Origin of the sequence: Caulobacter vibrioides (assembly GCF_002310375.3) — a bacterium.
Taxonomy (GTDB): domain Bacteria; phylum Pseudomonadota; class Alphaproteobacteria; order Caulobacterales; family Caulobacteraceae; genus Caulobacter; species Caulobacter vibrioides_D.
In genome coordinates this window covers 2,293,230-2,319,264 of the sequence record NZ_CP023315.3, presented here as the reverse complement: position 1 = coordinate 2,319,264, position 26,035 = coordinate 2,293,230, and the positions used below count along the sequence as shown (strand labels likewise).

General features: G+C 66.3%; 20 protein-coding genes. 10 read left to right on the top strand and 10 right to left on the bottom strand.

Going from position 1 to position 26,035, the window contains the following annotated elements:
• Positions 1-23: 23 nt before the first annotated feature.
• The 4 genes from CA606_RS11010 to CA606_RS10995 form a co-directional block, all read right to left on the bottom strand.
• The gene (locus CA606_RS11010) at positions 24-920 is read right to left on the bottom strand and encodes a LysR family transcriptional regulator (RefSeq protein ID WP_096051098.1); all 897 of its coding nucleotides are present in this window, start codon (positions 918-920) and stop codon (positions 24-26) included.
• 13 nt (positions 921-933) lie between these two features.
• Positions 934-2,751: a CocE/NonD family hydrolase gene (locus tag CA606_RS11005; RefSeq protein WP_233282203.1), complete on the bottom strand. Its 1,818-nt coding sequence runs from the start codon at positions 2,749-2,751 to the stop codon at positions 934-936.
• Between the two features lie 135 nt (positions 2,752-2,886).
• A complete protein-coding gene (locus CA606_RS11000) occupies positions 2,887-5,799 on the bottom strand; it encodes a TonB-dependent receptor (RefSeq protein WP_096051099.1) in 2,913 nt (970 codons plus the stop codon).
• A gap of 318 nt (positions 5,800-6,117) precedes the next feature.
• Positions 6,118-7,701 carry an AbgT family transporter gene (locus tag CA606_RS10995; protein ID WP_181242548.1) on the bottom strand — a complete coding sequence of 528 codons (1,584 nt, stop codon included), beginning with the start codon at positions 7,699-7,701 and terminating at the stop codon, positions 6,118-6,120.
• A 154-nt stretch (positions 7,702-7,855) separates the two neighbouring features.
• On the opposite strand from CA606_RS10995, the gene CA606_RS10990 reads away from it, so the two are divergent.
• Together CA606_RS10990 and CA606_RS10985 are read left to right on the top strand one after the other, a co-directional pair.
• Positions 7,856-8,968, top strand: a complete 1,113-nt coding sequence (locus CA606_RS10990) for a CapA family protein (RefSeq protein ID WP_096051101.1) — start codon at positions 7,856-7,858, stop codon at positions 8,966-8,968.
• Between the two features lie 86 nt (positions 8,969-9,054).
• Positions 9,055-9,840, top strand: coding sequence for a 3-keto-disaccharide hydrolase (locus CA606_RS10985; protein WP_096051102.1), 786 nt, complete (start codon positions 9,055-9,057; stop codon positions 9,838-9,840).
• 97 nt (positions 9,841-9,937) lie between these two features.
• Here CA606_RS10985 and CA606_RS10980 read toward each other — a convergent pair whose 3' ends face one another.
• Positions 9,938-10,945, bottom strand: coding sequence for a LacI family DNA-binding transcriptional regulator (locus CA606_RS10980; protein WP_096051103.1), 1,008 nt, complete (start codon positions 10,943-10,945; stop codon positions 9,938-9,940).
• A 177-nt stretch (positions 10,946-11,122) separates the two neighbouring features.
• On the opposite strand from CA606_RS10980, the gene CA606_RS10975 reads away from it, so the two are divergent.
• The 5 genes from CA606_RS10975 to CA606_RS10955 are packed head-to-tail and all read left to right on the top strand — an operon-like array spanning position 11,123 to position 15,927.
• Positions 11,123-12,364, top strand: coding sequence for an MFS transporter (locus CA606_RS10975; protein WP_096051104.1), 1,242 nt, complete (start codon positions 11,123-11,125; stop codon positions 12,362-12,364).
• The gene (locus tag CA606_RS10970; protein ID WP_096051105.1) at positions 12,365-13,351 is read left to right on the top strand and encodes a sugar phosphate isomerase/epimerase family protein; all 987 of its coding nucleotides are present in this window, start codon (positions 12,365-12,367) and stop codon (positions 13,349-13,351) included.
• The gene (locus CA606_RS10965; RefSeq protein WP_096051106.1) at positions 13,351-14,481 is read left to right on the top strand and encodes a Gfo/Idh/MocA family protein; all 1,131 of its coding nucleotides are present in this window, start codon (positions 13,351-13,353) and stop codon (positions 14,479-14,481) included. The genes CA606_RS10970 and CA606_RS10965 overlap by 1 nt, the downstream gene beginning before the upstream one ends.
• On the top strand, positions 14,481-15,536 hold the full coding sequence (locus CA606_RS10960; RefSeq protein WP_096051107.1) for a sugar phosphate isomerase/epimerase family protein: 1,056 nt from the start codon (positions 14,481-14,483) through the stop codon (positions 15,534-15,536). Before CA606_RS10965 ends, CA606_RS10960 begins: the two co-directional genes overlap by 1 nt.
• A gap of 28 nt (positions 15,537-15,564) precedes the next feature.
• Entirely contained in the window at positions 15,565-15,927 is a 363-nt protein-coding gene (locus tag CA606_RS10955) for a c-type cytochrome (protein WP_096051108.1), read from the top strand.
• Between the two features lie 3 nt (positions 15,928-15,930).
• Here CA606_RS10955 and CA606_RS10950 read toward each other — a convergent pair whose 3' ends face one another.
• The gene (locus CA606_RS10950) at positions 15,931-16,758 is read right to left on the bottom strand and encodes a 3-keto-disaccharide hydrolase (protein ID WP_096051109.1); all 828 of its coding nucleotides are present in this window, start codon (positions 16,756-16,758) and stop codon (positions 15,931-15,933) included.
• 167 nt (positions 16,759-16,925) lie between these two features.
• Between CA606_RS10950 and CA606_RS10945 the strand changes: the two genes are divergently transcribed.
• Together CA606_RS10945 and lacC are read left to right on the top strand one after the other, a co-directional pair.
• A complete protein-coding gene (locus tag CA606_RS10945; RefSeq protein WP_096051110.1) occupies positions 16,926-18,665 on the top strand; it encodes a GMC family oxidoreductase in 1,740 nt (579 codons plus the stop codon).
• Complete coding sequence (gene lacC / locus CA606_RS10940; RefSeq protein WP_096051111.1) at positions 18,665-19,213, top strand: lactose 3-dehydrogenase subunit gamma LacC; 549 nt, start codon at positions 18,665-18,667, stop codon at positions 19,211-19,213. The genes CA606_RS10945 and lacC overlap by 1 nt, the downstream gene beginning before the upstream one ends.
• Positions 19,214-19,258: 45 nt before the next feature.
• Here lacC and CA606_RS10935 read toward each other — a convergent pair whose 3' ends face one another.
• The 4 genes from CA606_RS10935 to CA606_RS10920 are packed head-to-tail and all read right to left on the bottom strand — an operon-like array spanning position 19,259 to position 25,236.
• Positions 19,259-20,413 carry a hybrid sensor histidine kinase/response regulator gene (locus tag CA606_RS10935; protein ID WP_096051112.1) on the bottom strand — a complete coding sequence of 385 codons (1,155 nt, stop codon included), beginning with the start codon at positions 20,411-20,413 and terminating at the stop codon, positions 19,259-19,261.
• Positions 20,410-20,985 (bottom strand): chemotaxis protein CheB, encoded by a 576-nt coding sequence (locus CA606_RS10930; RefSeq protein ID WP_096051113.1) that lies wholly within the window; start codon positions 20,983-20,985, stop codon positions 20,410-20,412. The genes CA606_RS10935 and CA606_RS10930 overlap by 4 nt, the downstream gene beginning before the upstream one ends.
• The gene (locus CA606_RS10925; RefSeq protein ID WP_219933434.1) at positions 20,982-21,806 is read right to left on the bottom strand and encodes a CheR family methyltransferase; all 825 of its coding nucleotides are present in this window, start codon (positions 21,804-21,806) and stop codon (positions 20,982-20,984) included. Before CA606_RS10925 ends, CA606_RS10930 begins: the two co-directional genes overlap by 4 nt.
• A gap of 4 nt (positions 21,807-21,810) precedes the next feature.
• Positions 21,811-25,236 carry a response regulator gene (locus CA606_RS10920; protein WP_096051115.1) on the bottom strand — a complete coding sequence of 1,142 codons (3,426 nt, stop codon included), beginning with the start codon at positions 25,234-25,236 and terminating at the stop codon, positions 21,811-21,813.
• Positions 25,237-25,552: 316 nt separating this feature from the next.
• Between CA606_RS10920 and CA606_RS10915 the strand changes: the two genes are divergently transcribed.
• A complete protein-coding gene (locus tag CA606_RS10915) occupies positions 25,553-26,005 on the top strand; it encodes a DUF2147 domain-containing protein (protein WP_181242547.1) in 453 nt (150 codons plus the stop codon).
• Positions 26,006-26,035: the final 30 nt, after the last annotated feature.

The window sequence follows — 26,035 nt, the reverse complement described above, 5'->3', positions numbered from 1 at the left end:
ATTCCATCTAAAGCGAAAGGGCTCTAGCGCGCCTGCTCGCGGAAAAAGCTCTGGGCCTCTTCCAGGAACGCCGCCGCCAGTCGGTTCATCGGCGCCAGCGCCGAAGTCATGAACGCGTACTCGTGGAGGATCTGGGGGCGGAAAACCCGGATGGCGACGCCTGGGCGTGCGAAGTTGTCGGCCAACAGAGCGTTGACGACCGCGACGCCCAGGCCGCCCGCCGCCAGCGCGCAGGCGGAGCCGACGGTGTGGGTCTCGACTCGGACGTCCGGCCGTATCCCGCGTTCACGGAAGGCGTCGTCGATCTGGCGGCGGGTCCAGGTGCCAGCGCCCAGCAGCACCAAGGGTTCGCCGCGCAACAATTCGGGCGTCAGCACCTCGTGCGACGCCAGCGGATGGTTGTCAGGCAACACACAGACCGTCTCGCTGGTCGACAGCGTGACCGTGGAGATGTCGCTGCGATCGAGCGGCAGCTTCACAAACCCGCAGTCGACGGTTCGGTTGGCGACCATGGCGCGAGCGGTTTCGGTGCTGCGCGACTCGATGGCGATCCGCACCTTGGGAAACCGGGCCATGAAGCGCGGCAGGATCGTCGAGAGCACGCTTTCCGAGAGGCTGGGCGGCGCCACGATCTTCAGCAGGCCCGTATTGAACGCGGCGATGTCGCGCGCCAAGGCGTCGACTCGCTCCAGCCCGCCGAACGCCAGGTCGATCTCGTCATAGATGATCAGGGCCTCGGGTGTCGGGCTCAGGCGACCGCGCTCGCGATAGAAGAGCTCGAAGCCGATCTCTTGCTCCAACTGGGCGATCAGCCGGCTTACGGCGGGTTGGGTCAGCCCCATACGGCCAGCAGCGGCCGTTGCTGAACCGCTCAGCATGGTCTCCCGAAAGGCTTCCAGACTCCGCAAGTTCAGCTTCATCCGGGCCCTCGGATCAGCGGGTGACGATCGGCAGCAGCAGGCGCGACGGCCGCTGAGCGTCCATATAGACCCGATTGCGGGCGCGACGAGGCGTAAAGCCGTAGCCTTCGGGTTCGTCGGTGTTCGGATTGACGTCGAAGTGGGGGAAGTTGCTCGACGAGACATCCAGCCGGATGCGATGGCCCTTCACGAAGCGATTGGCCGTGGGGAAGGCTTCCACCTCGATGAGATAGACCTCCCCAGGCGTCATCCAGGTCTCTCGATCGAAGCGCTCCCGATAGCGCGCGCGCAGGATCCCGTGCGTCAGGTTCATCGCAAAGCCATCGGGATAGTCCTCGGACGGCGGATGTACGTCGATCAGCTTGATGGTGAAGTCGGTGTCTAGGCCATCGGAGCTGACGAACAGGCGTGTACGGATCGGACCAATGACCTCGACATCGGTCTCCAGCGGCGGGGTCTCGAACACCAGCACATCGTCGCGATCGCGCAGCGCCCGATAGGGTGGCCGGCAGCCGAAGATCTGGGGCCCCTCGCGCTGGTCGAAGGCCCCCGGTTCCATGACCGGCGCGCCGGACGCGATCGCGCCGCCGATGGTGGGCACGGGGTTCAGAGGATCGTGCACGTAGTCCAGGAAGGCTTCATCGACGACCTCGGGTGCGGTCGACAGGCCGCCGTCGGCGGACAGGAAATAGTCGGTGGCGCACGCGTCTCGCGGCGGCCATGTGGCCTCGTCTCGCCAGTGTCCGCCGTGATCGAGCCGACCTTCCAGCGTCTTTCGTCCCGAGCCGCCGCCCATGACGAACAGCTTCACAGGGGGCAAGGGATCCTGGGTTTGTCCGCCCGGCTTCAGCCAGGCGTCGAACCAGGCCAGGCGCAGGGCCACATAATTCTCGGCCAGGGCGCCATCCAGCGTCGCTTCGGGGCCAAAGTCGACATCCCCTGCGTGGGTGACCGAGCGCTGGCCGTGGGTCCAAGGGCCGAGGATAAGTTTCACCGGTGAACGCTTACGACCCGAGAGGCCCAGGAAGTTCTCGGTCGCGGTGACGGAGTAGGGGTCGTACCAGCTGCTCATATGCACCATCGGCACGTCGGCGTAGGTGTCATAGGCCCCGCGCGCATAGACGCCGGTCTGGGTCCAGTACGGGCCAAAGAGGCCGGTGCGCCACTGGTCGAGCAGGTACTTTTCGTACTCGGGCGCGGCGCTCAGCGGGGAGTGTCCCTCCGACCAGGGCATGCGCTTGAACCAGGCCTTGAGATCCTGTGCTTCCAAGGCGGCGAGACGCGCCGGATCGCGCTGGCTTTCGGGGCTGAGCAGCGCATGCCTGTAGGCCCAGGTCGCCTGTTTCAGCTCGAAGGCCCCGCCCTGGCGAATGCCCGAATGATAGGCGCTGGAGAAGCCGCCGGAGTCGAGGAACATCGCCGCCAGCGCCGGCGGGGCCAGGCACGCGGCGGCGCTCTGGACGTGCGCGCCATAAGACAAGCCGTAGGTCGCCACCCGGCCGTCGCACCAAGGCTGGGCGGCCAGCCAGGCGATGGTGTCATAGCCGTCCGCGCCTTCGCTCAGATACTTCTCGAACACGCCTTCCGAGGCGTAGCGGCCACGACAGTCCTGGATGGCCACGACGTAACCGCCGCGCACGAACGCCACCGCCAGTTCAGGCTTCGACTTGGGGATCGGGTCCTGGCGGGTCCGGTCTCCGTGATTGGTCCCCCGCTTGTCGTAGGGCGTCCGCTCCAGGAGGACGGGCAGCGGCGTCAGCAACGGCTCGCCATCGACCGCAGGCCGATAGATGTCGACGGCCAGGCGTACGCCGTCGCGCATGGTGACCATCACGTCGCGCGTCACGTGCACGTCACTTGGCGGCTGCAAGGCGTCAGGGCCGTGCTGGCGGTCGATGAAAGGGGCGGGGTTCAACACCGGTCCTCGGGATCGGACGGCGACCTGGTGGCCGCCGTCCTGTCCAGTCTAGAACTTCGCCGAGACGCGGACGTATCCGTACCGGCCGCGGGCGTCGTAGGTGTAGATGTCGTAGTTGATCGGGGCGTTCGCATAGGACGCAGGCGGCGCCTTGTCGAAGATGTTGCTGATCCCGACGCTGATGGCGGTGTCGTAGCGCTCGAACTGATAGCCGCCTTCCAGGTCGTTGTAGAAGATCGCCTTGGTCTTGGCGTCCTTCACGGTGTTGGCGACGTCGGTGGTCGAGCCGATGTAGCGGCCGCGCCAGAGCGCGTTCCAGGCTCCGCCGGTCCAGCTGAACGAGGCCTGGCCCTTCCAGTGCGGATAGGTCGAGCGAGGCTGATCGCCCTTGCCGGCGCGTTCATCGACGATCGGCGCGCCGCCGGCCGGGTTCGGGCTCGTGGTCTTGAAGCTGTCCAGATACGAGGCGTCGATCACGGCGGCGAACTTGCCGGCGTCAGTGCTGAAGTCGTAGCGGAGCGTCGTGTCCACGCCCGAGGTCTTGATCTCGGCGAGGTTCAGCACGCCTTGCAGCAGGTTGGTGATGGCGCCGGTCGAGGCGTCGCGGGAGACGAGGTCGCAGAACACCCCGGCGCGCTGGGCGCACAGGCTGAGGATCTGCGTGGCCGACTGGCTCGAGATCGCGTCGCGGACGGTGATCTCATACCAGTCGACTGTCAGGCTGAGGCCCGGCGCGAAGCGCGGCTTGATGGCGACGCCGGCGCTATAGGTGTCGGCGGTCTCGGCCTTGAGCTTGGTGTTGCCAGAGATGGTGCCTGGGATCAGGCCATTGAGGTTGTAGTTGATCTGGTTGTAGCCGGTGGGCACGCCCGTGCAGCCGGGCAGGCTGGGGTTGGCGGTTGCGCCGCCGTTGCAGGGGTCGGTCCCTTGGAAGCTCGTCTGGCGTCCGCCTTGGAAGAGCTCAAGGATCGACGGGGCCCGGAACCCTTGAGCATAGGTGCCGCGCACCAGGATATCTTCGATCGGACGCCAGCCCACGCCCACCTTGACCGTGCGGTCGCCGCCGACCGTGTCGTAATCCGAGTAGCGGGCCGCCAGGCTGAGATCGAGCGTCTTGGCCAGGGGCACGTCCTTGAGCAGCGGGATCGCCGCTTCGGCGTAGATTTCGTTCAGACTGTACTGACCGACGGTCGCGATCCGGGTCTGGGCGGTGGTCGTGGTGTTGCTGGCGAACGCCGCGCCGGAGGCCGGGGTCGGGATGTTGGTCGGCGGAGCGTTGACGAACGGATCGGGGCTGTCGGACGCCTTGTTCTTGCGGTGCTCGACGCCGGCGGCGATCGCCAGTGGGCCGGCCGGTAGCTGGAAGAGCTCGCCGGTGATGTTGGCCGTGAAGTCCAAGATCTCGGTCTGGTTCGACTCGCGCGCGGTGAAGCGGATGTAGTCGGCCTGGGCGGTGGTCATCGGCGAGAACAGGTTGATCGCCACGCAGCCCGCGGTCGTCGCGCAGTTCGGCCCCAGACCCAGCGCGAGCCGGTCATAGTTCACGCCGTTCAGCGCCTGGGTGTCGATCTTGTTCTTGGAGTAGAGGCCGTAGACGTCCCAGCGCCATTCGCGGCCGAACAGGTTCAGCTCACCATCGAAGCCGCCGGCGATGCGCCAGGTCTTCACGTCCTGGATGTTGTCGCGGTTGCCGACCTCGGTCATCACCTTGCGGATGCGCCAGGCCGAGTTCGCGGCGAAGGCCAGCGCATTGGCCGTCGGAACGCCGTTGGCCGTGCCGAACGGGTTGAACGCTTGATTGTTGGCGATGGAAAAGCCCCGGATCGTGCCCGCTGAGCCGCCGATATCCAGCAGGACCGGCGAGAACAGCTGGTCAGACTTGCGCTGGTTGAACAGGCCCTCGGCCTTGAAGCGAACGGTGTCGCTTAGGTCGGCGGTCCAGCGGGCGTAGACGCCGTAGCGCTCGCTGGGCCCCGCCGAATAGATGCCCTGGGCCTGGGTGTTGTAATAGTCCCCGGGCAAAGCGGCCGGATGATAGGCGTTGTCGGCCAGGGCGCCCGCGCCGATCGTCGCGCCGGCGTTGAAGGCGACGGGGCTGGCCGAGGTGGCGAAGCCGGTGGGCGTGCCGAAGAAGGCGTTGTTGGACAGGCCCGGCAGGATGTAGAGGCCGTTCGGGCTCGTGCCCGGCGCGGTGACCGGAACCAGGGTGACGCGCGTCAGATCGCGCGAGGTCGTCAGGATCGGCTTGTCCTTGACGTAGCTGGCCGAGATGAGGATCGCGCTCTTGTCGAAGCGCTTCCCGAAGTTGGCGATGGCTGAATAGGACTGACCGTCGCCATGGGTCGTGCCGCCGTACTTGGCCGTCAGCTTGAGACCGTCGAAATCACGCGCCGTCTTGATGTTCACCACGCCGGCGATGGCGTCGGAGCCGTAGATGGCCGAGGCGCCGTCCTTCAGCACCTCGACGCCCTCGATCATGCCCAGCGGCATGGTGTTGAGATCGACGAAGTCGCGGAAGCCGCGCTGGCCTACGCCATCCACCCAGCGATGGCCGTCGACCAGCACCAGCACGCGGTTGCCGCTGCCCTCGGCCCCGCCGAGGTAGCGCAGATTGATCGAGCTGGCGCCGTACGAGGTGCCTTGGGTGCCGTTGCTGCTGAGGCTGACGCCGGCGGCGGGAAGCTTCTGCAGGAGTTCGCCGACCGAACCCGCGCCCGAGTTCTTCAGGTCTTGTTCGGTGATCGTCGTAACCACCCCGACCCCGTCGGCGTCCTTACGCTGGATGCGCGAACCGACGACGATGATCTCTTCGATGGCGTCGGCGGCCTGGGCGGCGGGTGCGGTGGCCGTCTGCGCCAGGGCCGGCGTCGCCAGGGCTCCGGCCAGCAGGGCGGCGTAGGCGGTTCCGGCGCGAAGCGCGCGCAGGTTCAGTACGGGCATACGATGAAGTCCCCTCGTCATGGTTTGCTCGGCGAGGCTCTGTCGGCTCGCTCCCCTTGGATGTTGGAAGCCTAGGTGCGGGCTGTTTCGGCGCGCAACGCTATTGGCCCGGCGCATCACCCTATGCCTGGACGGCATGGTCGCGGACCGTTGATCGCCGAAATGCGCATCGCCGCCGCCTGCGAGGCAGGCGGCGGCGAACCCCGCGTGATCATGCTCTATGGTGCCAGAGCGCGTTAGGTTTAACTGTGAGCGGTTAAACCGCTCGAACGCGCTCTAAGTCTATGAATTAGAGCCTGTTTATCTAGTTTAGATGACTCCATCTAAACCAGACAGGCTCTAGGGAATGGTCTGGGCGGTGGCGGGCGTAACATAGCCGCTCGGCGCGCCTGGACCGACCGGAAGCCCCAGCCCGACCCAGGTCAAAACCAGCGCCATGCCGGCGATGGCGAAGCCGATGGTGTAGGGCAGCATCAGCGCCACCATGGAGCCGACGCCAAAACGCGGTCGCCACTTCTGCGCCAGGATCAGAACCAGCGGGAAGTTCGAGGCCAGGGGCGTGACGATGTTGAAAATCGAGTCGCCCATCCGATAGGCGGCTGTCGTCATCTCGGGCGATATGCCCAGCAGCATCAGCATGGGCACCACGATCGGCGCCATGGCGCTCCACTTGGCCGAGGCCGAGCCGATCAACAGGTCCAGGAACGACGACATGATCAGCAGCGAAAGCAGCAGCAGGGGCTTGGGCAGGCCATGGCCGCGCAACAACTCGGCGCCTTGCACCGCCATGACCGGCCCCATCTTGGACCAGGCGAACATCGCCACGAAGTGGGCGGCGAAGAAGGCCAGCACCAGGTACGGCGCCATGGCGCGCATGCCCTCAGCCATCATCGACACGATGTCGCGGTGCGATTTCACCGAACCGGTCGCCGAGCCATAGGCCCAGCCTGTGGCCAGGAACAGCAGCATGAAGGCGGCGATCAGCGACTGGTAGAAGGGTGTCATGCGCTTGGGCCCGACCGCCTCGTGATCTACCAGCGGCGCGCCGGGCCAGAGCGTGAGGGCCGCGAAAAGTCCGATCACCAGCACGGCCGCTAGGCCCGCGCTGCGAAGCCCCTTTTTCTGCGCCTCGCCGATCTCGTCCAGGGCGAGGTCCGGCGCGGCGGCGGCGGTGTCCGCGCGGGTCCACGGGCCCAGGCGCGGCTCGACCACGCGATCGGTGACCCACCACGCGATCGGCGTGAACAGGGTTCCGATCGCCAGGGTGAACCACCAGTTGCCCAGCGGGTTCATCACGAAGTTCGGGTCGATCAACTGGGCCGCTGGGGCGGTGATGCCCAGGATCAAGACGTCGAACTGGCCGGGCAGCATGTTGCCGGCGAAGGCGCCGGAGATGCCGGCATAGGCGATGGCCACGCCCGCCAGCGGATGGCGTCCGGCCTCGGCGTAGATCAGAGCCGCCATCGGAATGAGCACCACATAGGCCGCGTCCGCCGCATGGTGCGACATGACCCCGATCACGAAGATCGCCGGGCTCAGGATCGCCTTCGGCAACTTGCGGATCGCATCACCGAGCAGCGCGCCGAACAGGCCCGAACGCTCAGCGACCGCCGCGCCCAGCATGACCACCAGAACCAGCCCCAGCGGCGGGAACTTGGTCATGGTCTCGGGCATGTCGACGAACAGCTTGGCCAGGTTCTCGCGCGACAGCAGGCTTTCGGCCTGGAGGTGCTTGCCCGTGACGGGGTTCACCGCGCTCCAGCCCAGCGCCGAGGCGATGACCGAGCCGGCGACCAGCAAGGCGATGCAGCCGATGAAGATGAAGACGGGATCGGGCAGGGCGTCGCCGACGCGCTCGATTCGGTCCAGCAGCCGCCGCCAGCCGCGCTCACCCGCGCGCTGCGGCTCGATGCTCTCGTTCATGCAAGGCCCCCATAGCGTCAGGCGACCCTGGCAGCGCCCCCTGGCGCCGACAATGGTATAGCCGGCGATCATCGAGCCATACCGCGCGCGCATGATGTGGCCGGTCTTTTGGCGTTCGGCTTATGGTCGAACGTAAGCGGCTTGGGGGTGTGGGATGGATCGGCGCAGTCTGTTGCAAGGCGTTTTGGCTCTGGCCGCCACGCCAGCGGTCGCCAAGCCGGGACAGGTGCGAGTCGCCCTGCTGGGCCAGGCGCTGATCGAGCATGCCGTCACCGATGCGCTGTGGCCCGGGCGTCGCGCCCTGGCGCGCGAGCTCGCTAAGGCCGACATCGCCTTCACCAATCTTGAGACGGTGATCAAGGGGCCGCGGGCCGGAGCGCCGACGCGTGAAGCCCTGACCTTGCATGCCGGCGAGCCGGCGGTGCTGGATGCGCTCAAGGCGATGCACATCAATCTGCTGGCCACCGCCAACAACCATGCCTTCGACCTGGGGAGCGGCGGCATCCTCGACACGGTCAACGCGATTGAACGGGCCGGCTTGGTGTCGGCGGGGTCGGGGCGTGATCTCGCGCGGGCCGCCGCGCCTGCCTACGCCCCGACGCCAGCAGGGCCAGTGGCGCTCGTCGCCTTCGCCACGGGCAAGGTGCGCGAGGGCGGCGCCGCGACCATGACCCGTCCCGGGGTGAATGAACTGCGCCGCGACGCCTCGGGTCTCCCGCGCGAGGAAGACGCCGAGCGGGTGTTGGCCGCCATCGCCGAGGCCCGGCGCCGCGCCGAGGTCGTCATCGCCTATCAGCACAATCACGACTGGGAGCCGAACCAGGCCGACGTGCCGGCCTGGCAGAGGGCGTTCGCGCGCCGATGCGTCGCGGCCGGAGCCTCGGTGTTCGTCGGGCATGGCGCGCCCCTGTTGCAGGGGATCGAGATCCATGACGGCGCGCCGCTGTTCTTTGGACTGGGCAACTTCGTCTTCCAGACCGAGAAGCCGCCAGGCGCCTACGCCGCCGAATGCTGGGAGAGCGTCATCGTGCAGGCCTCGTTCGAGCGCGGGCGTTGCCAGGCTTTCGAACTGACCCCGATCGTGATGAACGAGATCGGACTTGGCGGCCCCGAAGACATGGCCACGCGCGGCATGCCGGCCTTGGCGTCACCCATGCAGGCGCGGGTCATCCTGGATCGCGTGAATGCGCGCTCCGTGGGCTTGGGCTCAGCGGCCTTCGCGGTGCGCGGGTCTCGCGCGGTCTGGACCGCTCCCAGCAAGGGCTGAACCGCCCTCGCTTGCGGCGATGCGCGGGCTGGTCAATCTTGCCCGTCTTGCCGGCCAAAGAACGCCGGCTCCAGGGAGTAGGGCGGATGACGATCAAGCCGATCATGGGTCTGGCGAGCTTTGCGGTCTGCATGGGGCTCTTGGGCGCCGCAGCCTCGGCTCAGACTCGTCCCGAAGACACCGAAGTCTGGAAGCCCGCCCCTGCGGTGGTGACGCCGGCGTCCGCGCTGGGCGGGGCGCCGTCGGACGCCATCATCCTGTTCGACGGCCGCAATCTGGATCAGTGGGTCACAGCAGCCGACAAGTCTCCGGCGGGCTGGACGGTCGCGGACGGGGTCATCACCGTCGACAAGGCGCGGGGCAATATCGAGACCAAGCGGAGTTTCGGCGATTATCAACTGCATCTGGAATGGCGCATTCCCGCCGACATCGCGGGGTCTGGCCAGGCGCGGGGCAACAGCGGCGTGTTCCTGGCGTCCACAGGCTCGCGCGATCAGGGCTATGAGGTGCAGATCCTCGACAGCTATCAGAGCGCGACCTACGTCAACGGCCAGGCCGGCGCCGTCTACAAGCAGCACCCGCCCCTGGCCAACGCCAACCGCAAGCCGGGTGAGTGGCAGACCTACGACATCATCTGGCGCGCGCCGGTGTTCGGCGCCGATGGCGCGCTGGCCAGGCCCGCCTCGGTGACGGTGCTGCACAACGGCGTGCTGGTGCAGGACAACGCGGTCCTGGCGGGCGAGACGGTCTATATCGGCAAGCCTGGCTACAAGGCCCACGGCTCGTCGCCGATCAAGCTGCAGGCGCACGGCGACCCCAGCGCGCCGATCAGCTTCCGCAATATCTGGGTGCGAGAGCTGGCGCTGCGCTAGCGCATTTTTCGAGCGAAGTGGTTCCGGTTCACGTGAAGAAAAATGCGCCAAAACAAAAGATTAGAGCTCACAGCCTTACGAAGGCAGGTCGTGAGCTCTAGCCCAGCGGCGCGGCGGTGCTGTTCCTCACCACCAGCTGGTGGGGCAGGGTGATGTTCTGCAGCGCCGTGGATCGTCCGGCGAGGATGTCGAGCAGCAGCCGAACCACCTCGTGACCAATCTGCTCCTTGGGCTGGCGGACCGTGGTGAGCTGCGGGTGCAGGTACTGGGCGAAGCGGATGTCGTCGAAGCCGACCAGCGAGATGTCGCGCGGGCAGTCGAGGCCGCGCTGGCGGATCGCTTCCAGCGCGCCCATGGCCATCTCGTCGCTGAAGCAGAAGATCGCCGTCGGCCGACCAGGCTCGTCCAGCAATTCGCCCGTTTGCCGGACGCCGGACTCGATCGAGAAGTCGCCGATGGCCATCCGCAGCGCGCTGGCGCGTCCGTGGCGCTGGGCGGCCGACAGCACGCCCGCCAGACGGTCGCTGCTGATCGGGCTGGCCAGCGGGCCTGTCACCACCCCGACGCGGACGTGCCCCAGGCCGTAAAGGTGGTCCATGGCCTCGGCGGCGGCGCGCTCGTTGTCGATGTGGGCGCTGGAGACGGCGAGGCCGGGGCGGAACTCGCAGCCATTGACGATCGGCGTGCGCGGCCCCTTGGCGGCGAGCATCTCGGCCAGGATGTCCGGAAGGCGGTGACCCAGAAAGATCAGGCCGTCGGCCTCCTTGCGCCGGAACATCAGGGCGTACTGTTCCTCGCGCGCCTCCTCGTGGCGCGTGTCGCCCAGCAGTACGGAGTAACCCGCCGCTAGCGCGGCTTCCTCGACGCCGCGGATCACCTGCGAGAAGAACGGGTTGGAGATGTCCGGCACCGTGACCAGGATCTTTTCGGTCCGCAGGGTACGCAGGCTCTTGGCCGCGAAGTTCGGTTCGTAGCCCAGGCGGTGGACGGCCTCCATGACCTTCTGGCGCGTAGGCTCGAGCACCAAGTCGGGCGCGCTGAAGACCCGCGACACGGTCGCGGTCGAGACTCCGGCTTCGCGGGCGACGTCTTGAATGGTGGCCATCGGGCGGACACTGGCGGGTCGCTGAAAGCTTGGCAAGGCGTCGCCGCGCCCTCGGCGGACCCGAGGGATGGTTGCCGGTTCGAAAGACCCCTGTTATCGATGAATTCGATTACATTGGAGCGGCGCGCGTCCCGACGGACAAAAGTTGGCCGCCCAAGGGTCGGGGAGGACGAAGGCATGGGGACGAGTTTCCGTCTGTTCGTGATGATGGTGCTGCAGCTGGCGATCTGGGGCGCCTGGGCGCCTAAGATCTTCCCGTACATGGGCATGTTGGGCTTCGCGCCTTGGCAGCAGTCCCTGGTTGGCAGCGCCTGGGGCGTTGCGGCCCTGGTGGGCATCTTCTTCTCGAACCAGTTCGCCGACCGGAACTTCTCTGCGGAGCGCTTTTTGGCGGTCAGCCATCTGATTGGCGGCGTCGCGCTGCTGGGCACGGCGTTTTCGACGAGCTTTTGGCCATTCTTCGCCTGCTATCTCGTCTTCAGCCTCGTCTATGTGCCGACGCTGTCGGTGACCAATTCGATCGCCTTCGCCAACCTGCGCGATCCGGCGGCCGGTTTCGGTGGCGTGCGGATGGGCGGAACCGTCGGCTGGGTGCTGGTCAGCTGGCCGTTTGTCTTCTTGCTGGGCGCTCAGGCGACGGTGGAGCAGGTCCGCTGGATCTTCCTGGTGGCGGCGATCGTCTCCTTCGTCTTCGCCGGTTACGCCCTGACCCTGCCGCACACGCCGCCGCGCAAGGCCGATGACGCGGTCGACAAGCTGGCCTGGCGACGGGCGTTCAAGCTGCTGGGCGCGCCCTTCGTGCTGGTGCTGTTCATCGTCACCTTCATCGACTCGGTGATCCACAATGGCTACTTCGTCATGGCCGACGCCTTCCTGACCAACCGGGTCGGGATCGCGGGCAATCTCAGCATGGTGGTCCTGAGCCTGGGCCAGGTGGCCGAGATCGTCACCATGCTGGTGCTGGGCCGTGTGCTGGCCAAGCTGGGCTGGAAGGTCACCATGATCGTCGGCGTGCTGGGCCACGCGGCGCGTTTTGCGGTGTTCGCCTATTTCGCCGACAGCGTGCCGGTGATCGTGGCGGTGCAACTGCTGCACGGCGTCTGCTACGCCTTCTTCTTCGCCACGGTGTACATCTTCGTCGACGCCGTCTTCCCGAAGGATGTCCGCTCCAGCGCGCAGGGTCTGTTCAACCTGCTGATCCTGGGCGTGGGCAACGTGGCCGCCAGCTTCATCTTCCCCGAGCTGATCGGCCGCCTGACCACCGATGGTTCGGTGGACTACACCACCCTGTTCCTCGTCCCCACCGGCATGGCGTTGGCGGCGGTCTGCCTGCTGGGGCTGTTCTTCCGCCCGCCGACGCGGGGACCTGTTTCGGAAGCGGATTCTGCTTCGTCCGCCGCCAGCCCGGCTCAAGCCTAGATGTCAGGAAAGGTGATCCCCATGCGCATGACCGCCTTCGATAATCAGAGCCATGGCGTGTCCCGTCGCGGCCTGCTGGCCGCCGGCGCCGCAGCGCTGGGCGCAGGCGTCGTCGGGACGGCGACCGCGAGCGAGGTCCCGTTCTTCCAGCGTCGCAAGCAGCCCGTGGGCATCCAGCTCTACAGCCTGGGTCCGGACCTGGCCAAAGAGCTCGACACGCAACTGGCGACGGTGGCCAAGATCGGCTTTCGGACGGTTGAGCTGGCCGGCTACCTTGGCCGCACGCCCTCCGACCTGCGCGCGGCGTTCGACAAGCACGGACTTGTCTGCCCCAGCGCGCATATCTCGCCGAAGGGCCCCAACGGCTTCAGCGGCGATCTTGGCAAGCTGGCGGACGAGCTGCACGTCATCGGCGTGAAGTCGGCGATCATGCCGATCTTCTACATTCCGGAGCGCATGGGGGCGGCCGATCTCCGCCAGGCCGGCGTGCAGATGACCGCCGACGAATGGAAGTGGAACGCCGACTTCCTCAACGAGAAGGCCGCGATCCTGAAGAAGGCGGGCATTCTCGCCGGTTATCATAATCACAACTTCGAGTTCGCGCCGCTGAAGGACGCCAAGGGCGGCGAGACCACCGGCATGGACATCCTGCTGAAGGGCACCGATCCATCGCTGGTCACCTTCGAACTGGACGCTGGCTGGGTCACGGCGGCGGGTCAGGATCCGTTCGCGTTGCTGAAGGCCTATCCGGGGCGTTTCACCCAGATGCACGTCAAGGACGTCAAGCCGAGCACCAAGCCCAACTTCGAGCTGCGGCAGGACCCGACCGAGGTGGGCTCTGGCATGATCGACTGGAAGCGGCTGCTGCCGGCGGCCTATGACGCCGGGATCCGGGGCTTCTACTACGAGCAGGAGCCGCCGTTCGCCTACACGCGTCTGGAGTCGGCCAAGATCAGCTTCGACTATCTCGCCAAGGTCGTCGCCTGATGGCCTTGCGGATGGCGATGGTGGGCGGCGGTCCCGGCTCGTTCATCGGGCCGGTGCATCGGATGGCGGCGGAGCTCGATGGCCGCATCCGGCTGGTGGCGGGCGTGTTCAGCCGTGATCCCGCCAAGAGCGCCCAGGCGGCGGCTGCCTGGGGCGTCGCGCCCGACCGGGTCTATCCGGACCACCACACGATGTTCGCCGCCGAGCGGGCGCGCGCCGACGGCGTGCAACTGGTCTCGGTGGTGACGCCGAACCACCTGCATTTCGATGTCTCCGCGGCCGCGCTGAAAGCGGGGCTCCACGTGATCAGCGACAAGCCCGCGACCCTCAACCTCGCCGAGGCGCAGGCGCTGGCCGAGATCGTCGCGGCAAGCGGCAAGCACTACGGCCTGACCTACACCTACACCGGCTATCCGATGGTGCGCGAGGCGCGCGAGATCGTGGCGCGCGGCGACCTGGGCGCGGTGCGCAAGGTGGTGGTCGAGTATTCGCAAGGCTGGCTGTCGACGCCGTTGGAGCGCGACAGCGCCAACAAGCAGGCCAGTTGGCGCGCCGATCCCCAGCAATCGGGCGTCGGCGGTTGCATCGGCGACATCGGCGTCCATGCGTTCAACATCGCCGAGTTCATCACCGGGCGGCGCGTTGAGCGGCTGTGCGCGGATGTCGCCACGGTCGTGCCGGGGCGCGGGCTCGACGACGACTGCAACGTGTTGCTGCGGTTCGAGGGCGGGGCGCGCGGGGTGTTGATCGCTTCGCAGATCTCTGCCGGCGCCCGCAACGGGCTGACGATCAGCGTCTATGGCGAGAAGGGCGGCCTGACCTGGTCGCATGAGGATCCCAATGTGCTGACCCTGGACTGGCTGGAAGGTCCGAGCCACGTGCTGCACGCCGGCTCCGGCTATCTTGGCCCAGCAGCGCGCGCGGTCACGCGCCTGCCCACGGGACATCCGGAAGGCTTTATCGAGGCCTTCGCCACGATCTACCGTGATTTCGCCGACGCCATCGAAGGCCGCGCCGGCGGCCTTGTGCCGGACATCGCCGAAGGCGTGCGCGGCATGGCCTTTGTCGAGCGCGCCGTAGCGGCCAGCCGCGACGATGCGGGTTGGGTCGCGCTAAAAGGAGAGGGCTGATGAAGACGCTCAAGGGACCAGCCATCTTCCTGGCCCAGTTCATCGGCGACACGCCCCCCTTCGACAAGCTCGAGACCATGGCGGCCTGGGTCTCCAGCCTCGGCTATGTCGGGGTGCAGATGCCGACGGGCGGGGCGGACTCGTTCTTCGATCTCGCGCTGGCCGCCGAAAGCCAGACCTACTGCGATGATATCGCGGGGCTGCTGGCCGAGTACGGCCTGGAGATCACCGAGCTGTCGACACACCTGCAGGGGCAACTGGTTGCGGTGCATCCGGCCTATGACGAGTTGTTCGACGGCTTCGCGCCGCCGGAGCTGCGCGGCAAGCCTCAGGAGCGACAGGCCTGGGCGGTTGAGCAGGTGAAGGCTGCGGCCGTCGCCAGTCGGCGCCTCGGCCTGAAGGCCCACGCGACCTTCTCGGGCTCGCTGGCCTGGCCCTATCTCTATCCCTGGCCCCAGCGGCCTGCGGGCCTCATCGAAGAGGCGTTCGCCGAGTTGGGCCGTCGCTGGAAGCCGATCCTGGATGTCTTTGAAGACAATGGCGTCGATGCCGCCTACGAGATCCATCCGGGCGAGGATCTGCATGATGGCGCGACGTTCGAGCGCTTCCTAGATGAGGTCGGCGGACACCCGCGCGCCAACATCCTCTACGATCCCAGCCACTTCGTACTGCAGCAGCTAGACTATCTGGCCTATATCGATCGCTACCACGAGCGCATCAAGGCGTTCCACGTCAAGGACGCCGAGTTCCGGCCGTCCGCGCGCTCGGGCGTCTATGGCGGCTATCAGGGCTGGGTTGATCGGCCTGGACGGTTCCGGTCGCTGGGCGATGGTCAGGTCGACTTCAAGGCGATCTTTTCAAAGCTGGCGCAGTACGACTATGACGGATGGGCGGTTCTGGAATGGGAGTGCGCGCTCAAGCATCCCGAGCAGGGCGCCGCCGAGGGCGCGCCGTTCATCCGGGATCACATCATCCGGGTGACGGACAGGGCGTTTGACGATTTCGCCAGCGCGGGGTCCGACGCTGGACGTAACCGAAGACTTCTTGGCCTATAGTCTAGGCGTGTGTTCTGACGGGAGTTGCTTGATGAAGGTTCGGCTTACCCTGGCGGCGGTGTTCGCGGGCTTGGCGTCCAGCGCCGTGGCGGCGCCCTCGGGCCAACAGCTCTTCGAACAGCGCTGCGGCATGTGCCATGCGCTGCAGGCCGCTCCGGGCAAACTGGGACCGCCCTTGGCGGGCGTGGTCGGCCGCAAGGCTGCGAGCCTTCCAGGCTACACCTACAGCGCGGCGCTGAAGGGCTCGGGAATCACTTGGACCGCCGACAAGCTCGACGCCTATTCGAAGGCTCCCACCAAGGTCGTGCCCGGCACCAAGATGCTGCTCGGCGCGCCCAATGACGCCGAGCGCGCAGCGGTGATCGCCTATCTGGCCAGCGTCAAGAAATAGGCCTCAGCGCGGGGTCAGTTCCTGGATCTCGATGTCCTTGAACTCAAGCGGCGCACCTTCGCTCTGCAGGGCGATGTAGCCACCGATCACGGGCTGTGCGCCGCGCGCCAGGATGTAGGGCTTGGCTCCGCCGGCGACGGTGTCGTCGGGGTCGAGGGCCGCGCCCGCATAGTGGTGCACCACGACACCGTTGATCTTCTGGGTGATTTCGCCGCTGGGCAGCACCTCAAGCTCGGCCTGCACCCAGGTTCCATTGGCGATGGTCGGGCCATTGGCCGGCGGCGTGCAGTGCTCTTTGACCTTGGCGCCGTCGATCGTGATGGTGATCCCAGGCGTGCAGACCGCGCCGGTCGGTCGCTGCGCGTCGCCGTCCTTGCCCAAGAGCTGGAACTCGATCGAGACCGGGAAGGGCTGATCGACCGTCATGCTCTCGGCGCTCTGGCTGTGGAACATGATCCCGCTGTTGGCTCGCGCCCAATTCGGCGTGTCGGGCAGGCCGCCTTCGGTGAGGAAGCGATAGGAAAAGCGTAGTCGGTAGGCGCTGAGCGGCGTCTTGTGGAACAGATGCCCGAACTGGTTGTCGAACTTGTCGTAGCCGGCATAGGAGACCCGGATCACGCCCTGGTCGGCGACGAAGGTCTGACGGTAGTTCTCGCCGACCGGATGCTTGGCGATCTTCGCGGTCCAGCCTTCGAGCGTCTTGCCGTCGAAAAGTGAGCGCCACGGACCGGCGCGGACCTCTTCGGCGCTTGCGGCGCCGGGCAGGCAAAGCGTCAGCCCCGCCGCGACACCCAAGGTCGCGCACCGCCGCACCGACTTCGTCCAAACCATGGCGCTCTCCCTGTGTGCTTCTGCTCAGTCGAAACGCCGAGCTTTCTTGCAATGTAACCCATTTCATGGAAGCCTCCAGGCAAGAATGAGGAGGTCGCCGGAGGGGGGCGTCGCGGTGTGTGAAGCATCTCGACGGGGTTCGCCGAGGGACCGCGAAGGGAGCGAACATGGCCAACCTGAACGGCCGCGCGCGTCGTAAGAACACTTACGACGCCATCGTGGTGGGCAGCGGCATTACGGGCGGCATCGCGGCCAAGGAGCTGACCGAGAAGGGACTGAAGGTCCTTGTCTTGGAGCGTGGCCCGATGGTCCGCCACCTCGAAGACTACCCGACCGCCACGCTTGATCCCTGGCAGACCAAGTACCCGCAAGGGCAACTGCCGCAGGCTGAACTCGCCGCGCATTATCCCGTCCAACGCCGCACCGGCTATACGATGACGGAGCACACCCAGCACTTCTTCGTGCGGGACGACGAGCACCCCTACACCGAGGAAAACCGCTTCGACTGGATCCGGGGCTACCACGTCGGCGGGCGCTCGCTGACATGGGGACGCCAGAGCTATCGTCATAGCCCGATCGACTTCGAGGCCAACGCGCGGGAGGGGATCGCGGTCGACTGGCCGATCCGCTACGAGGACCTTGCACCCTGGTACGATCATGTAGAGCGCTTCATCGGTGTTTCCGGCCAGGCCGAGGGGCTGCCGCATTTCCCGGACGGCCAATACCAGCCGCCGATGGAGCTGAACTGCGTCGAGAAGGCCTTCAAGGCGCGCTCGGAGGCCCGCTTCCCCGAACGACGCGTCACGATCGGCCGTACGGCGCACCTGACCGATCCCACCGAGGAGCAGCTCTCGCTGGGGCGCACCAAGTGCCAGTATCGCAATCTCTGCATCCGCGGCTGCCCGTTCGGCGCCTATTACAGCTCCAATTCCGGCGGACTGATCGCGGCCGAGCGGACGGGCAATCTGGTGATCCGTCCCAACTCGATCGTCACCGAGCTGATCCATGACGAGCGCAAGGGGCGGGCCAGCGGCGTGCGCATCCTCGACGCCGAGACGCTCAAGGATGAGGAATTCCACGCCGATGTGATCTTCCTCTGCGCCTCGGCGCTGAACTCGGCCTGGATCATGATGAACTCGACCAGTTCGCGGTTCCCGAATGGCTTCGGCAACGCCAGCGACCAGCTCGGCCGTAACGTCATGGACCACCATCTGGGCGTCGGCGCCTCGGGCGAAGCGCCGGAGTTTGCTGACACGTACTTCTCTGGACGGCGGCCAAACGGGATCTATGTGCCGCGCTTCCGCAATCTGGGCGATGCGGCGACCAAGCGCTCGGACTATCTGCGCGGCTTCGGCTACCAGGGCGGCGCGGGTCGCGCGACGTGGGAGCGGGATCGCGGCAAGGGCGGCCGGGGCTTTGGCGCAGCGCGGAAGGCCGAGCTCAGCCAACCGGGGGCCTGGACCATGGGCCTGGGCGGTTTTGGCGAAATGCTGCCTTACGCCGACAATCGGGTCACGCTGAACCGCGACGTAAAGGACAAGTTCGGGCTTCCCACCCTGACGATGAACGTCACCATGCGCGACAACGAGATGGCGATGCGGCGCGACATGCAGTCCGCCGCCGCCGAGATGCTGGAGGCGGCGGGCTTCAAGAACGTGCGCGGTCACGACAACGGCTTCGCGCCAGGTCTCGGCATCCACGAGATGGGCACCGCCCGGATGGGACGCGATCCCAAGACCTCCGTGCTGAACGCGCACAATCAGGTCCACGAGTGCAAGAACGTCTATGTCACTGACGGCGCGGCCATGACCTCGGCCTCGTGCGTCAACCCGTCCCTGACCTACATGGCCTTGACGGCCCGGGCCGCCGACCACGCCGTGCGCGCCCGCAAGCGGGGAGAGCTGTGATGCTGAACCGACGTGACGCCCTTCGTGGTCTGGCCCTGACGGTCGGCGCCGCGGCGACGGGATGGGCGGGAACCGCTGCGGCGACGACCGCGCTGAGCTGGACGCCGACGGCCCTGACGCCCGAGCAGGCTCAGATCCTCGATGTTGTCTCTGAGCTGATCATTCCCGCCACGGATACGCCCGGCGCTCGGGCGGCCGGCGTGCCGCAGTTCATCGACCGCGCGATGGCCAACTATTGCGAGAAGTGGCAGATCGACCAACTGACGGCGGGGTTCGCCCGCATGGACGCCGACGCAAAGGCGGCCCACGGCAAGCTCTTTGTCGCGCTCGCGCCCGAGCAGCAGGTCGCGATCCTCAACGTGTATGATCGTGAGACCGCCGCCTCGACCAGCGGGCACTTCTTCCCGCTGCTCGAGGATTTCGTCACGGTCGGCTATTTCACCTCGGAGCCGGGCGCGACCATGGCTCTGAAGTACGATCCCGTGCCCGGAGCGTATAATGGCTGTGTGCCGCTCGCCGAGATCGGCAGGGCCTGGGCGACGCGCTAAAACCTGTTGGGCGACAAGGCCCGAGCATGGTGAGCGCAGGAGGCCTTAGCCTTCGCCTTGGTCCGTCGATAGCGGCAGGCGCACGGTGAAGGTGCTGCCTTTGCCCTCGCCGTCGCTGTGGACGGTGATGGTTCCGCCATGCAGCGCCACCAGTTGTCTGACCAGGGCCAGACCGATGCCCAGGCCTCCCTGCGACTTGCCAAGGTGGTCCTCGACCTGAGCGAAGATCTCGAAGATCTTTGACTGCATCTCCTCAGGAATGCCGACCCCGGTGTCCGACACCTTGATCATCACCGTGCGACCATCGGCGACCGCCGCAAGCGTCACCACGCCGCCGGGCGGCGTATACTTGGCGGCGTTATTCAGCAGGTTGGCGACGATCTGGGCTACGCGGGTGTGGTCAGCGTCCAACCAGACCGGCGCCTTGGGCGTCTCGACGACAAAGTGGTGCCGCGCGGCCTCGATGGTGTGCTGACTGGCCTCGATCGCCGACTGCAGGACATCGCTAAGCTCGACCCGCTGCTTCTTGAGCGAGATCTTGCCCTGGCTGACGCGCGAGACGTCGAGGAGGTCATCGACCAGGTGGCTCAGGTGGTCCAGCATCCGCTCCATGCGGCCCCGGATGTCCTGGGCGCGTTCGGGCGGGATGTCCTTGTTCAGCAGGTGCAGACCCCCGCTGAGCGCGGCGACGGGGTTGCGTAGCTCATGGGCCAGGACCGCCAGGAAGCTGTCCTTGTGCCGATCGGCGCGGCGGAGCGCTTGGGCGGCCGCTTCCAGCTCGTCGCGTTGGGCCTCGATCTGGCGGCGCTGCTGGTGGAGGTCGAAGAACACGTTGGCCTTGCTGCGCAAGACGTCGGTTTCGATGGGCTTTTGGATGAAATCCACCGCGCCGGCTTCATAGCCTCGGAACCGCCGCTGGCTGTCCGCTGCGCCGGCCGTCACGAAGATGATGGGGATGTGGCGCGCGCGCTCGCTGCCCCGCATGAACTCGGCAAGCTCGAAGCCATTCATACCCGGCATCTGGACGTCGAGCAGGGCCAGGGCGACCTCATGCGTCAACAGGAGCTCCAGCGCTTCCTCGCCGCTGCGCGCCTTCAGACATCTCAGACCCTCCCGCTGCAGCAGGGCTTCGAGCGCCTGTAGGTTTTCCTCCAGATCGTCGACCAGAAGGAAGTTAATCGGCTTGTCCGCGTTGGTCATGCGGCCCCCAGTCTCGTCAGGTACGTCGTGATGGCGGCGATGGTCATGGTGTGCGCGGACGGACAGGCCTGGAGCGCGGCGTCCGGCATGGCGGTGGCGTAGGCCTCAGCCCGATCCTGGACGATCGCCACGCCGCCCACCGCTTGGACGGTGCGCAGCCCTTGGGCGCCGTCATGGTTAGCGCCGGTCAGGATCACGCCCACCAGGCCCGCGCCAAAGGCGTCGGCGGCGCTTTCGAACAGCACGTCGATCGAGGGGCGCGAGAAGTTCATCGGCTCGTCGGTGGACAGCGCCAGGCTCCGATCGGTTTCGACCAGCAGGTGATAGTCCGACGGCGCGAAGTAGATCACGCCGCCCTCTATCGGCTCCTTGTCCTCGGCCTCCTTGACGGTGATCCGGCACTTCGACTGCAGGAGCGGCACCAGCATGTTGTCGCGATCGGGCGGGATGTGCACGACCACCAGGATCGGCAGCGGAAAGCTGGCGGGCAGGGCGGGCAGGATCGCCAGCAGCGCCTGCACCGCGCCGGCGGAGGCGCCGATCAGGATCGCCTTGTGGCGCTCGCCCGTCATGGCTCGCGCCTCTGATAGATCTTATCCTCCGGCGCGAAGTCGGCGAACGCCGGGGCGTGCGTGGAGAACCGCAGGCTTTCCTTCGACCCCAGGCCCAGGAACCCCTTCCGCGTCAGCGAGTCCCGGAAAAGGCCGATCGCCCGATCCTGCAGAGGGCGGTCAAAATAGATCAACACGTTCCGGCACGAGATCAGGTGCATCTCGGCGAACACCGCGTCGGTGACCAGGCTGTGATCGGAGAACACGACCCGGCTGCGCAGGCCCTTGTCGAACACAGCGCGGCCATAGGCGGCGGAGTAGTGATCGGACAGGGAAGACTTGCCGCCCGACCGCTGGTGGCTCTCAGTGAACTTGCGAATGCGGTCCACCGAGTAGGCGCCGGCTTCTGCAGCCGCGAGCGCTTCGGGATTGATATCCGTGGCGTAGAAGATCGTGCGGTCGTAGAGGCCTTCCTCCTTGAAGAGGATGGCCAGCGAATAGACCTCTTCCCCATTGCTGCAGCCGGCGATCCAGACCTTCAGCGAGGGATAGGTGCTCAAGTGAGGCAGCACCTTCTCGCGCAACGCCTTGTAATAGGATGGGTCGCGGAACATCTCGCTCACCTGGACGGTGAGAAAGTCGAGCAGGCGCGGCAGCATCGACGGATCGTGCAGCACGCGATCCTGAAGCGCCGAGATCGTCGGAACGCCCAGCTGGGTGCGGGCCTGGGTCAGGCGTCGCTTGATGGACGCCCGCGCATAGTGGCGAAAGTCGTAGTGGTAGCGCTGGAAAAGCGCCTCCAGGAGAAGCTGGACCTCAATATCCTCAATCGCGTCGGGCACGGGGCTACCTCGGCATCCAGACGCGAACCAGGGACAGCAGCTTGTCGACGTCGATCGGCTTGGCCATGTAGTCGTTGGCCCCCGCCGCGATGCAGCGCGCCTGATCATCGGGCATGGCCTTGGCGGTCAGCATCAGGATCGGCAGCTTGGACCAGCGCCCGTCCAGACGGATCTGGCTCGCGGCCGTCAGCCCGTCCATCACCGGCATCATGACGTCCATCAGGACGAGGTCGATCGCACGCGCCGGATCCTCGGCCGACCGGTTGAGGGCGTCGATCGCCTCCTGGCCGTTGCGCGCGATCTCGACGACGGCGCCGCGCGGCTCCAAGACGTTGGTCAGCGAATAGACGTTGCGGATGTCGTCCTCGACGATCAGCACGCGACGCCCCTCCAGCACCGCATCGCGATGGCGGGCCTTCTGGATCATCTTCTGCTGTTCGGCCGGAAGCTCCGACACCACCTGGTGCAGGAACAGCGAGACCTCGTCCAACAGTCGCTCGGGAGACTTCGCGCCCTTGATGATGATCGAATTGGAGTAGCGTCGCAGGCGCTGCTCATCGTCGGCCGAGAGGTCATGGCCGGTGTAGACGATCACCGGCGGGAAGGTGTGGTCCCCGGCGTGACTGAGTGTCTCCAGCAGGGAGAAGCCGGAGGCGTCGGGCAGGGAAAGGTCCAACACCATGCAGTCGAAGGTTTGCTCGCGAAGCATCTCCAGGCATTCGGCGGCCGTGCCGACGCCCACGGTCTCGACATCGCTCGACGACAACAGGTTGCCGACCGCCTCCCGCTGGACGAGGTCGTCCTCGACGATCAGAACGCGGCGGACCGTGCTCGACAGCTTGGCCTCCAGCGACCTCAGCACCTCGGCCAGCGCTTCGCGCTCTACCGGCTTGATCAGATAGCCTATCGCCCCGAGCGAGAGTGCGGTCTGACTGTGGTCGAGCGCCGAGACCACATGAATTGGAATATGGCGGGTCGCATCGTCTCGTTTGAGTCGATCCAGAACGATCAGGCCGGACTCATCGGGCAGGCCGACGTCCAGCACCACGGCGCTAGGTTTGAAGCGACGGGCCAGTTTCAAGGCCTCCTCAGCGGTGCCGGCGACCAGGCACTGGAAGCCGAGCTCTCGCGACAGATCACGAACGATACCGGCGAACTTGTCGTCATCCTCGATCACGAGAAGGACACGGCGACCGCTGGTCAGTTGATCACGATCGTCATCGACCGCCCCGCGAACGGATGGCGGGCGCGCCGCCGCCTGACGTGACGGCGGCGCCGGCGTGGCCGCCGGCGGTTGGTCCCTTGGCGCAACGCGGGCAGGGTCGTAGGCGAGGGGGATCGTGACCGTGAAGGCGCTGCCCTCGCCAGGCTGGCTACGCATCGCGATCGAACCGCCCAGCAGGCGGGACAGTTCGCGAGAGATCGAAAGTCCCAGGCCCGTGCCGCCGTACTTGCGGCTGATCGTTCCATCGGCCTGACGGAAGGCTTCGAAGATCGCGTCCTGTTGCTCACGTGAGACGCCGATGCCGGTGTCGATGACGGAGAACGCGATATCGCGTGACCCCGACAGGGTCGCCTCAAGGCGCACGCCGCCCTTCTCTGTGAACTTGAACGCGTTCGACAGCAGGTTCTTGAGCACCTGTTCGAGGCGTTGACGGTCGGTTTCTATGCTGGCCGGACAGTCGGCGGCGATCTCGATCTCGAAGTCGAGGCCGCGCTCGGCCGCGACCGGCTGGAAGAGCTGCCGCAGATCGTCGCTCAGGCGTTGCAGCAGCATCGGCTCGGCGCGCACCTCGACATGGCCGGCCTCGATCTTCGACAGGTCAAGGATGTCGTTGATCAGCGTCAGAAGATCATTGCCCGAAGAGGCGATCGTCTGGGCGAACTTGACCTGCTCCGCCGTCAGGTTGCCCTGCCGATTGTCGCCGAGCAGCTTGGAGAGGATAAGCAGCGAATTGAGCGGCGTGCGCAGCTCGTGGGACATGTTGGCCAGGAAGTCCGACTTGTACTGACTGGCCTGTTCCAGTTCGCGCGCCTTCAGTCTCACGGCCGCGCTGGTGCGCTCCAGTTCATCGCGCTGGTTCTCCAGTGTCTGGGCCTGCTCTTCGAGCTGGCTGTTGGTCTGTTCCAGCTCGGCCTGTTGCTGCTCGAGGCGGATTTGCGACTCCTTCAGAGCGCGACCCTGCTCCTCCAACTCCTCGTTGGAGACGCGGAGCTCCTCGCTCTGGACCTGAAGTTCCTCGGCCTGGCGCTGGGTTTGCTCAAGCGCGTTCTGCAGCTCGGACCGGTAGCGCGCCGAGCGCAGGGTGATCCCGATCGCCGGCGCGGCCTGGCGCAGCAGTTCGAGGACCTGGTCGTCGACGGGATGCAGGAAGCCAAGCTCGATGACCGCGTTGACGACATCGTCGGCGTGGGTCGGCGCCACGACGAGGTGGCGCGGCTTGTCGTGGCCCAGCCCAGAGCCGATCGTCATGTAGCCGTCCGGGACGTCCTGGATGATCGTGGCCTTACCTTCGGCCGCGACCTTACCCAAAAGACCTTCCTTGAGGCCGAAGCGTGTGGGCGTATCGGCGTCGGCAGACAGGCCAAGGCTCGCCGTGCGAAGGAACCGCCCGTTCTCGCCTTTGAAGATCACGCCCGCCTGGAAGCCGACATACTGCGACAGATAGGTCAGGATACTGTCGGAGAGCGCTTCGACCGACTTGTCGCCCATCATCGCTTCCGAGAGGCCGACCTGTCCGGTTTGCAGCCACTCCTCGCGCGCCTGGGCGCGATTGGCGCGCCGGATCAGATGGAACACGACCAGGGTGAGCACGGCGCCGAGAAGGCTCGACAGCACCCCGCTCAACAGGGCGGTGCGATAGGCGGCCTCCATCTCTGACAGGCGCAGGTCGCGTTGGCGATCCTCCTCGCGCCGCATCGTCTCGATCTGGCCCCGGATCGCGTCCATCTCGATCTTGCCGCGATCGGTGTCGACGATCGCCAGGGCCGCCGCCTGGCTTCCGTCGCGGCGCAGGCGAATGGTCTCCTCAAGCTCCTCGAACTTGGCCTTGATCTGACGCTCTAGGGTCTTGATGTGCGACTGCTGCGTCGGGTTATCGCGCGTCAGGTCGTGAACGGTCTGCATCCGTGACGCCGTCTCAGACGCCGCGACCTCATAAGGTTTCAGGTACTCGGACTTGCCCGTCAGCAGATAGCCGCGTTGGCCCGTCTCAGCGTCCTGGGTCAGCGCCATCAGTTCGTTCAGCGCCATCATCACGTCGTGCGTGTGCCAGACCTTCTGACTGTTGGCGCGAAGCATCGCGACGTTGCGGTAGGCGATGACCCCGCTGGTGATGAAGAAGATCAGCACCACGCTGAGGCCGAGCGCCGTCCAGAGCTCGGTCCGTGACAGCGTGGGGGAAGCGAACCGCTGTTTGATGAACGACATTCTAGAGAGACCAAGCGACCGAGGAGGATGAAGGGGCGGGCGCTCGCGACGTATGGCCAGGCGGCGCTGAGGCCCCAGGGTCCGCGCCGGTGGCGCTTGTGAACGCTAGGATCAAGACTGAGACAAACACGACGCCCCCGATGCGCGATACAACGCGTGGCCTTCCAACGTCGCTAACCGGCGAAGGTTCCGCGTCGCGGGTCTCTTTCGGCGTTATGGCGTGGTCCGGGACGCCTCAATTCTGACGGTTTGTCCTTGATCGTGGGCGCTTCTGGCTTCACGGAGAGCAGTACTGGTGACCCCGGAAAGGACCACGATGATCCGGAAGTTGTATCTGGCGCCGCTTCTCGCGATCGTGCTCGGCGCGGCGACGCCGGTCCTGGCCGCCGACGCCACGCCGCGATCGAGCGACCTGTTCGGTGTCTGGCGTAACCCCAAGGGCAGCGTCCACCTCGAGATCAAGTCTTGCGGATCGGAGACGTGCGGCTACGTGGTTTGGGCGAACGCCGAGGCCCAGGCCGACGTCAAGAAGGGCAGCAACCAGGGCCTCGTCGGCATGCAGTTGCTGCGCGACTTCTCGTCGTCGGGCGCCAACGAGTGGAAGGGCAAGGTCTTCGTCCCGGACCTGAACATGACGTTCTCGGGTCAGGTGCGACTGCTGGACCGCTCCTCGTTGCGCGCCAAGGGTTGCTTGCTGCCGAACTTCCTCTGCAAGGCGCAGGTCTGGACCCGTGTCGAGAGCGCCGGCATCACCGGACGCACGCTTTAGGGTCTCCCAGGGCGCGGCCCGGCGTTTGCG

Bases quoted from the DNA above. Each gene is read 5' to 3' on its own strand.
- CA606_RS10915 (WP_181242547.1), top strand. From the start codon at position 25,553: ATGATCCGGAAGTTGTATCTGGCGCCGCTTCTCGCGATCGTGCTCGGC.
- CA606_RS10970 (WP_096051105.1), top strand. From the start codon at position 12,365: ATGTCAGGAAAGGTGATCCCCATGCGCATGACCGCCTTCGATAATCAG.
- CA606_RS10960 (WP_096051107.1), top strand. From the start codon at position 14,481: ATGAAGACGCTCAAGGGACCAGCCATCTTCCTGGCCCAGTTCATCGGC.
- CA606_RS10935 (WP_096051112.1), bottom strand. From the start codon at position 20,413: ATGACCAACGCGGACAAGCCGATTAACTTCCTTCTGGTCGACGATCTG.
- CA606_RS10980 (WP_096051103.1), bottom strand. From the start codon at position 10,945: ATGGCCACCATTCAAGACGTCGCCCGCGAAGCCGGAGTCTCGACCGCG.
- CA606_RS10950 (WP_096051109.1), bottom strand. From the start codon at position 16,758: ATGGTTTGGACGAAGTCGGTGCGGCGGTGCGCGACCTTGGGTGTCGCG.
- CA606_RS11010 (WP_096051098.1), bottom strand. From the start codon at position 920: ATGAAGCTGAACTTGCGGAGTCTGGAAGCCTTTCGGGAGACCATGCTG.
- CA606_RS10965 (WP_096051106.1), top strand. From the start codon at position 13,351: ATGGCCTTGCGGATGGCGATGGTGGGCGGCGGTCCCGGCTCGTTCATC.
- CA606_RS10990 (WP_096051101.1), top strand. From the start codon at position 7,856: ATGGATCGGCGCAGTCTGTTGCAAGGCGTTTTGGCTCTGGCCGCCACG.
- CA606_RS11000 (WP_096051099.1), bottom strand. From the start codon at position 5,799: ATGACGAGGGGACTTCATCGTATGCCCGTACTGAACCTGCGCGCGCTT.
- CA606_RS10945 (WP_096051110.1), top strand. From the start codon at position 16,926: ATGGCCAACCTGAACGGCCGCGCGCGTCGTAAGAACACTTACGACGCC.
- CA606_RS10995 (WP_181242548.1), bottom strand. From the start codon at position 7,701: ATGAACGAGAGCATCGAGCCGCAGCGCGCGGGTGAGCGCGGCTGGCGG.
- CA606_RS10975 (WP_096051104.1), top strand. From the start codon at position 11,123: ATGGGGACGAGTTTCCGTCTGTTCGTGATGATGGTGCTGCAGCTGGCG.
- CA606_RS10930 (WP_096051113.1), bottom strand. From the start codon at position 20,985: ATGACGGGCGAGCGCCACAAGGCGATCCTGATCGGCGCCTCCGCCGGC.
- CA606_RS10985 (WP_096051102.1), top strand. From the start codon at position 9,055: ATGACGATCAAGCCGATCATGGGTCTGGCGAGCTTTGCGGTCTGCATG.
- lacC (WP_096051111.1), top strand. From the start codon at position 18,665: ATGCTGAACCGACGTGACGCCCTTCGTGGTCTGGCCCTGACGGTCGGC.
- CA606_RS11005 (WP_233282203.1), bottom strand. From the start codon at position 2,751: ATGGTCACCATGCGCGACGGCGTACGCCTGGCCGTCGACATCTATCGG.
- CA606_RS10920 (WP_096051115.1), bottom strand. From the start codon at position 25,236: ATGTCGTTCATCAAACAGCGGTTCGCTTCCCCCACGCTGTCACGGACC.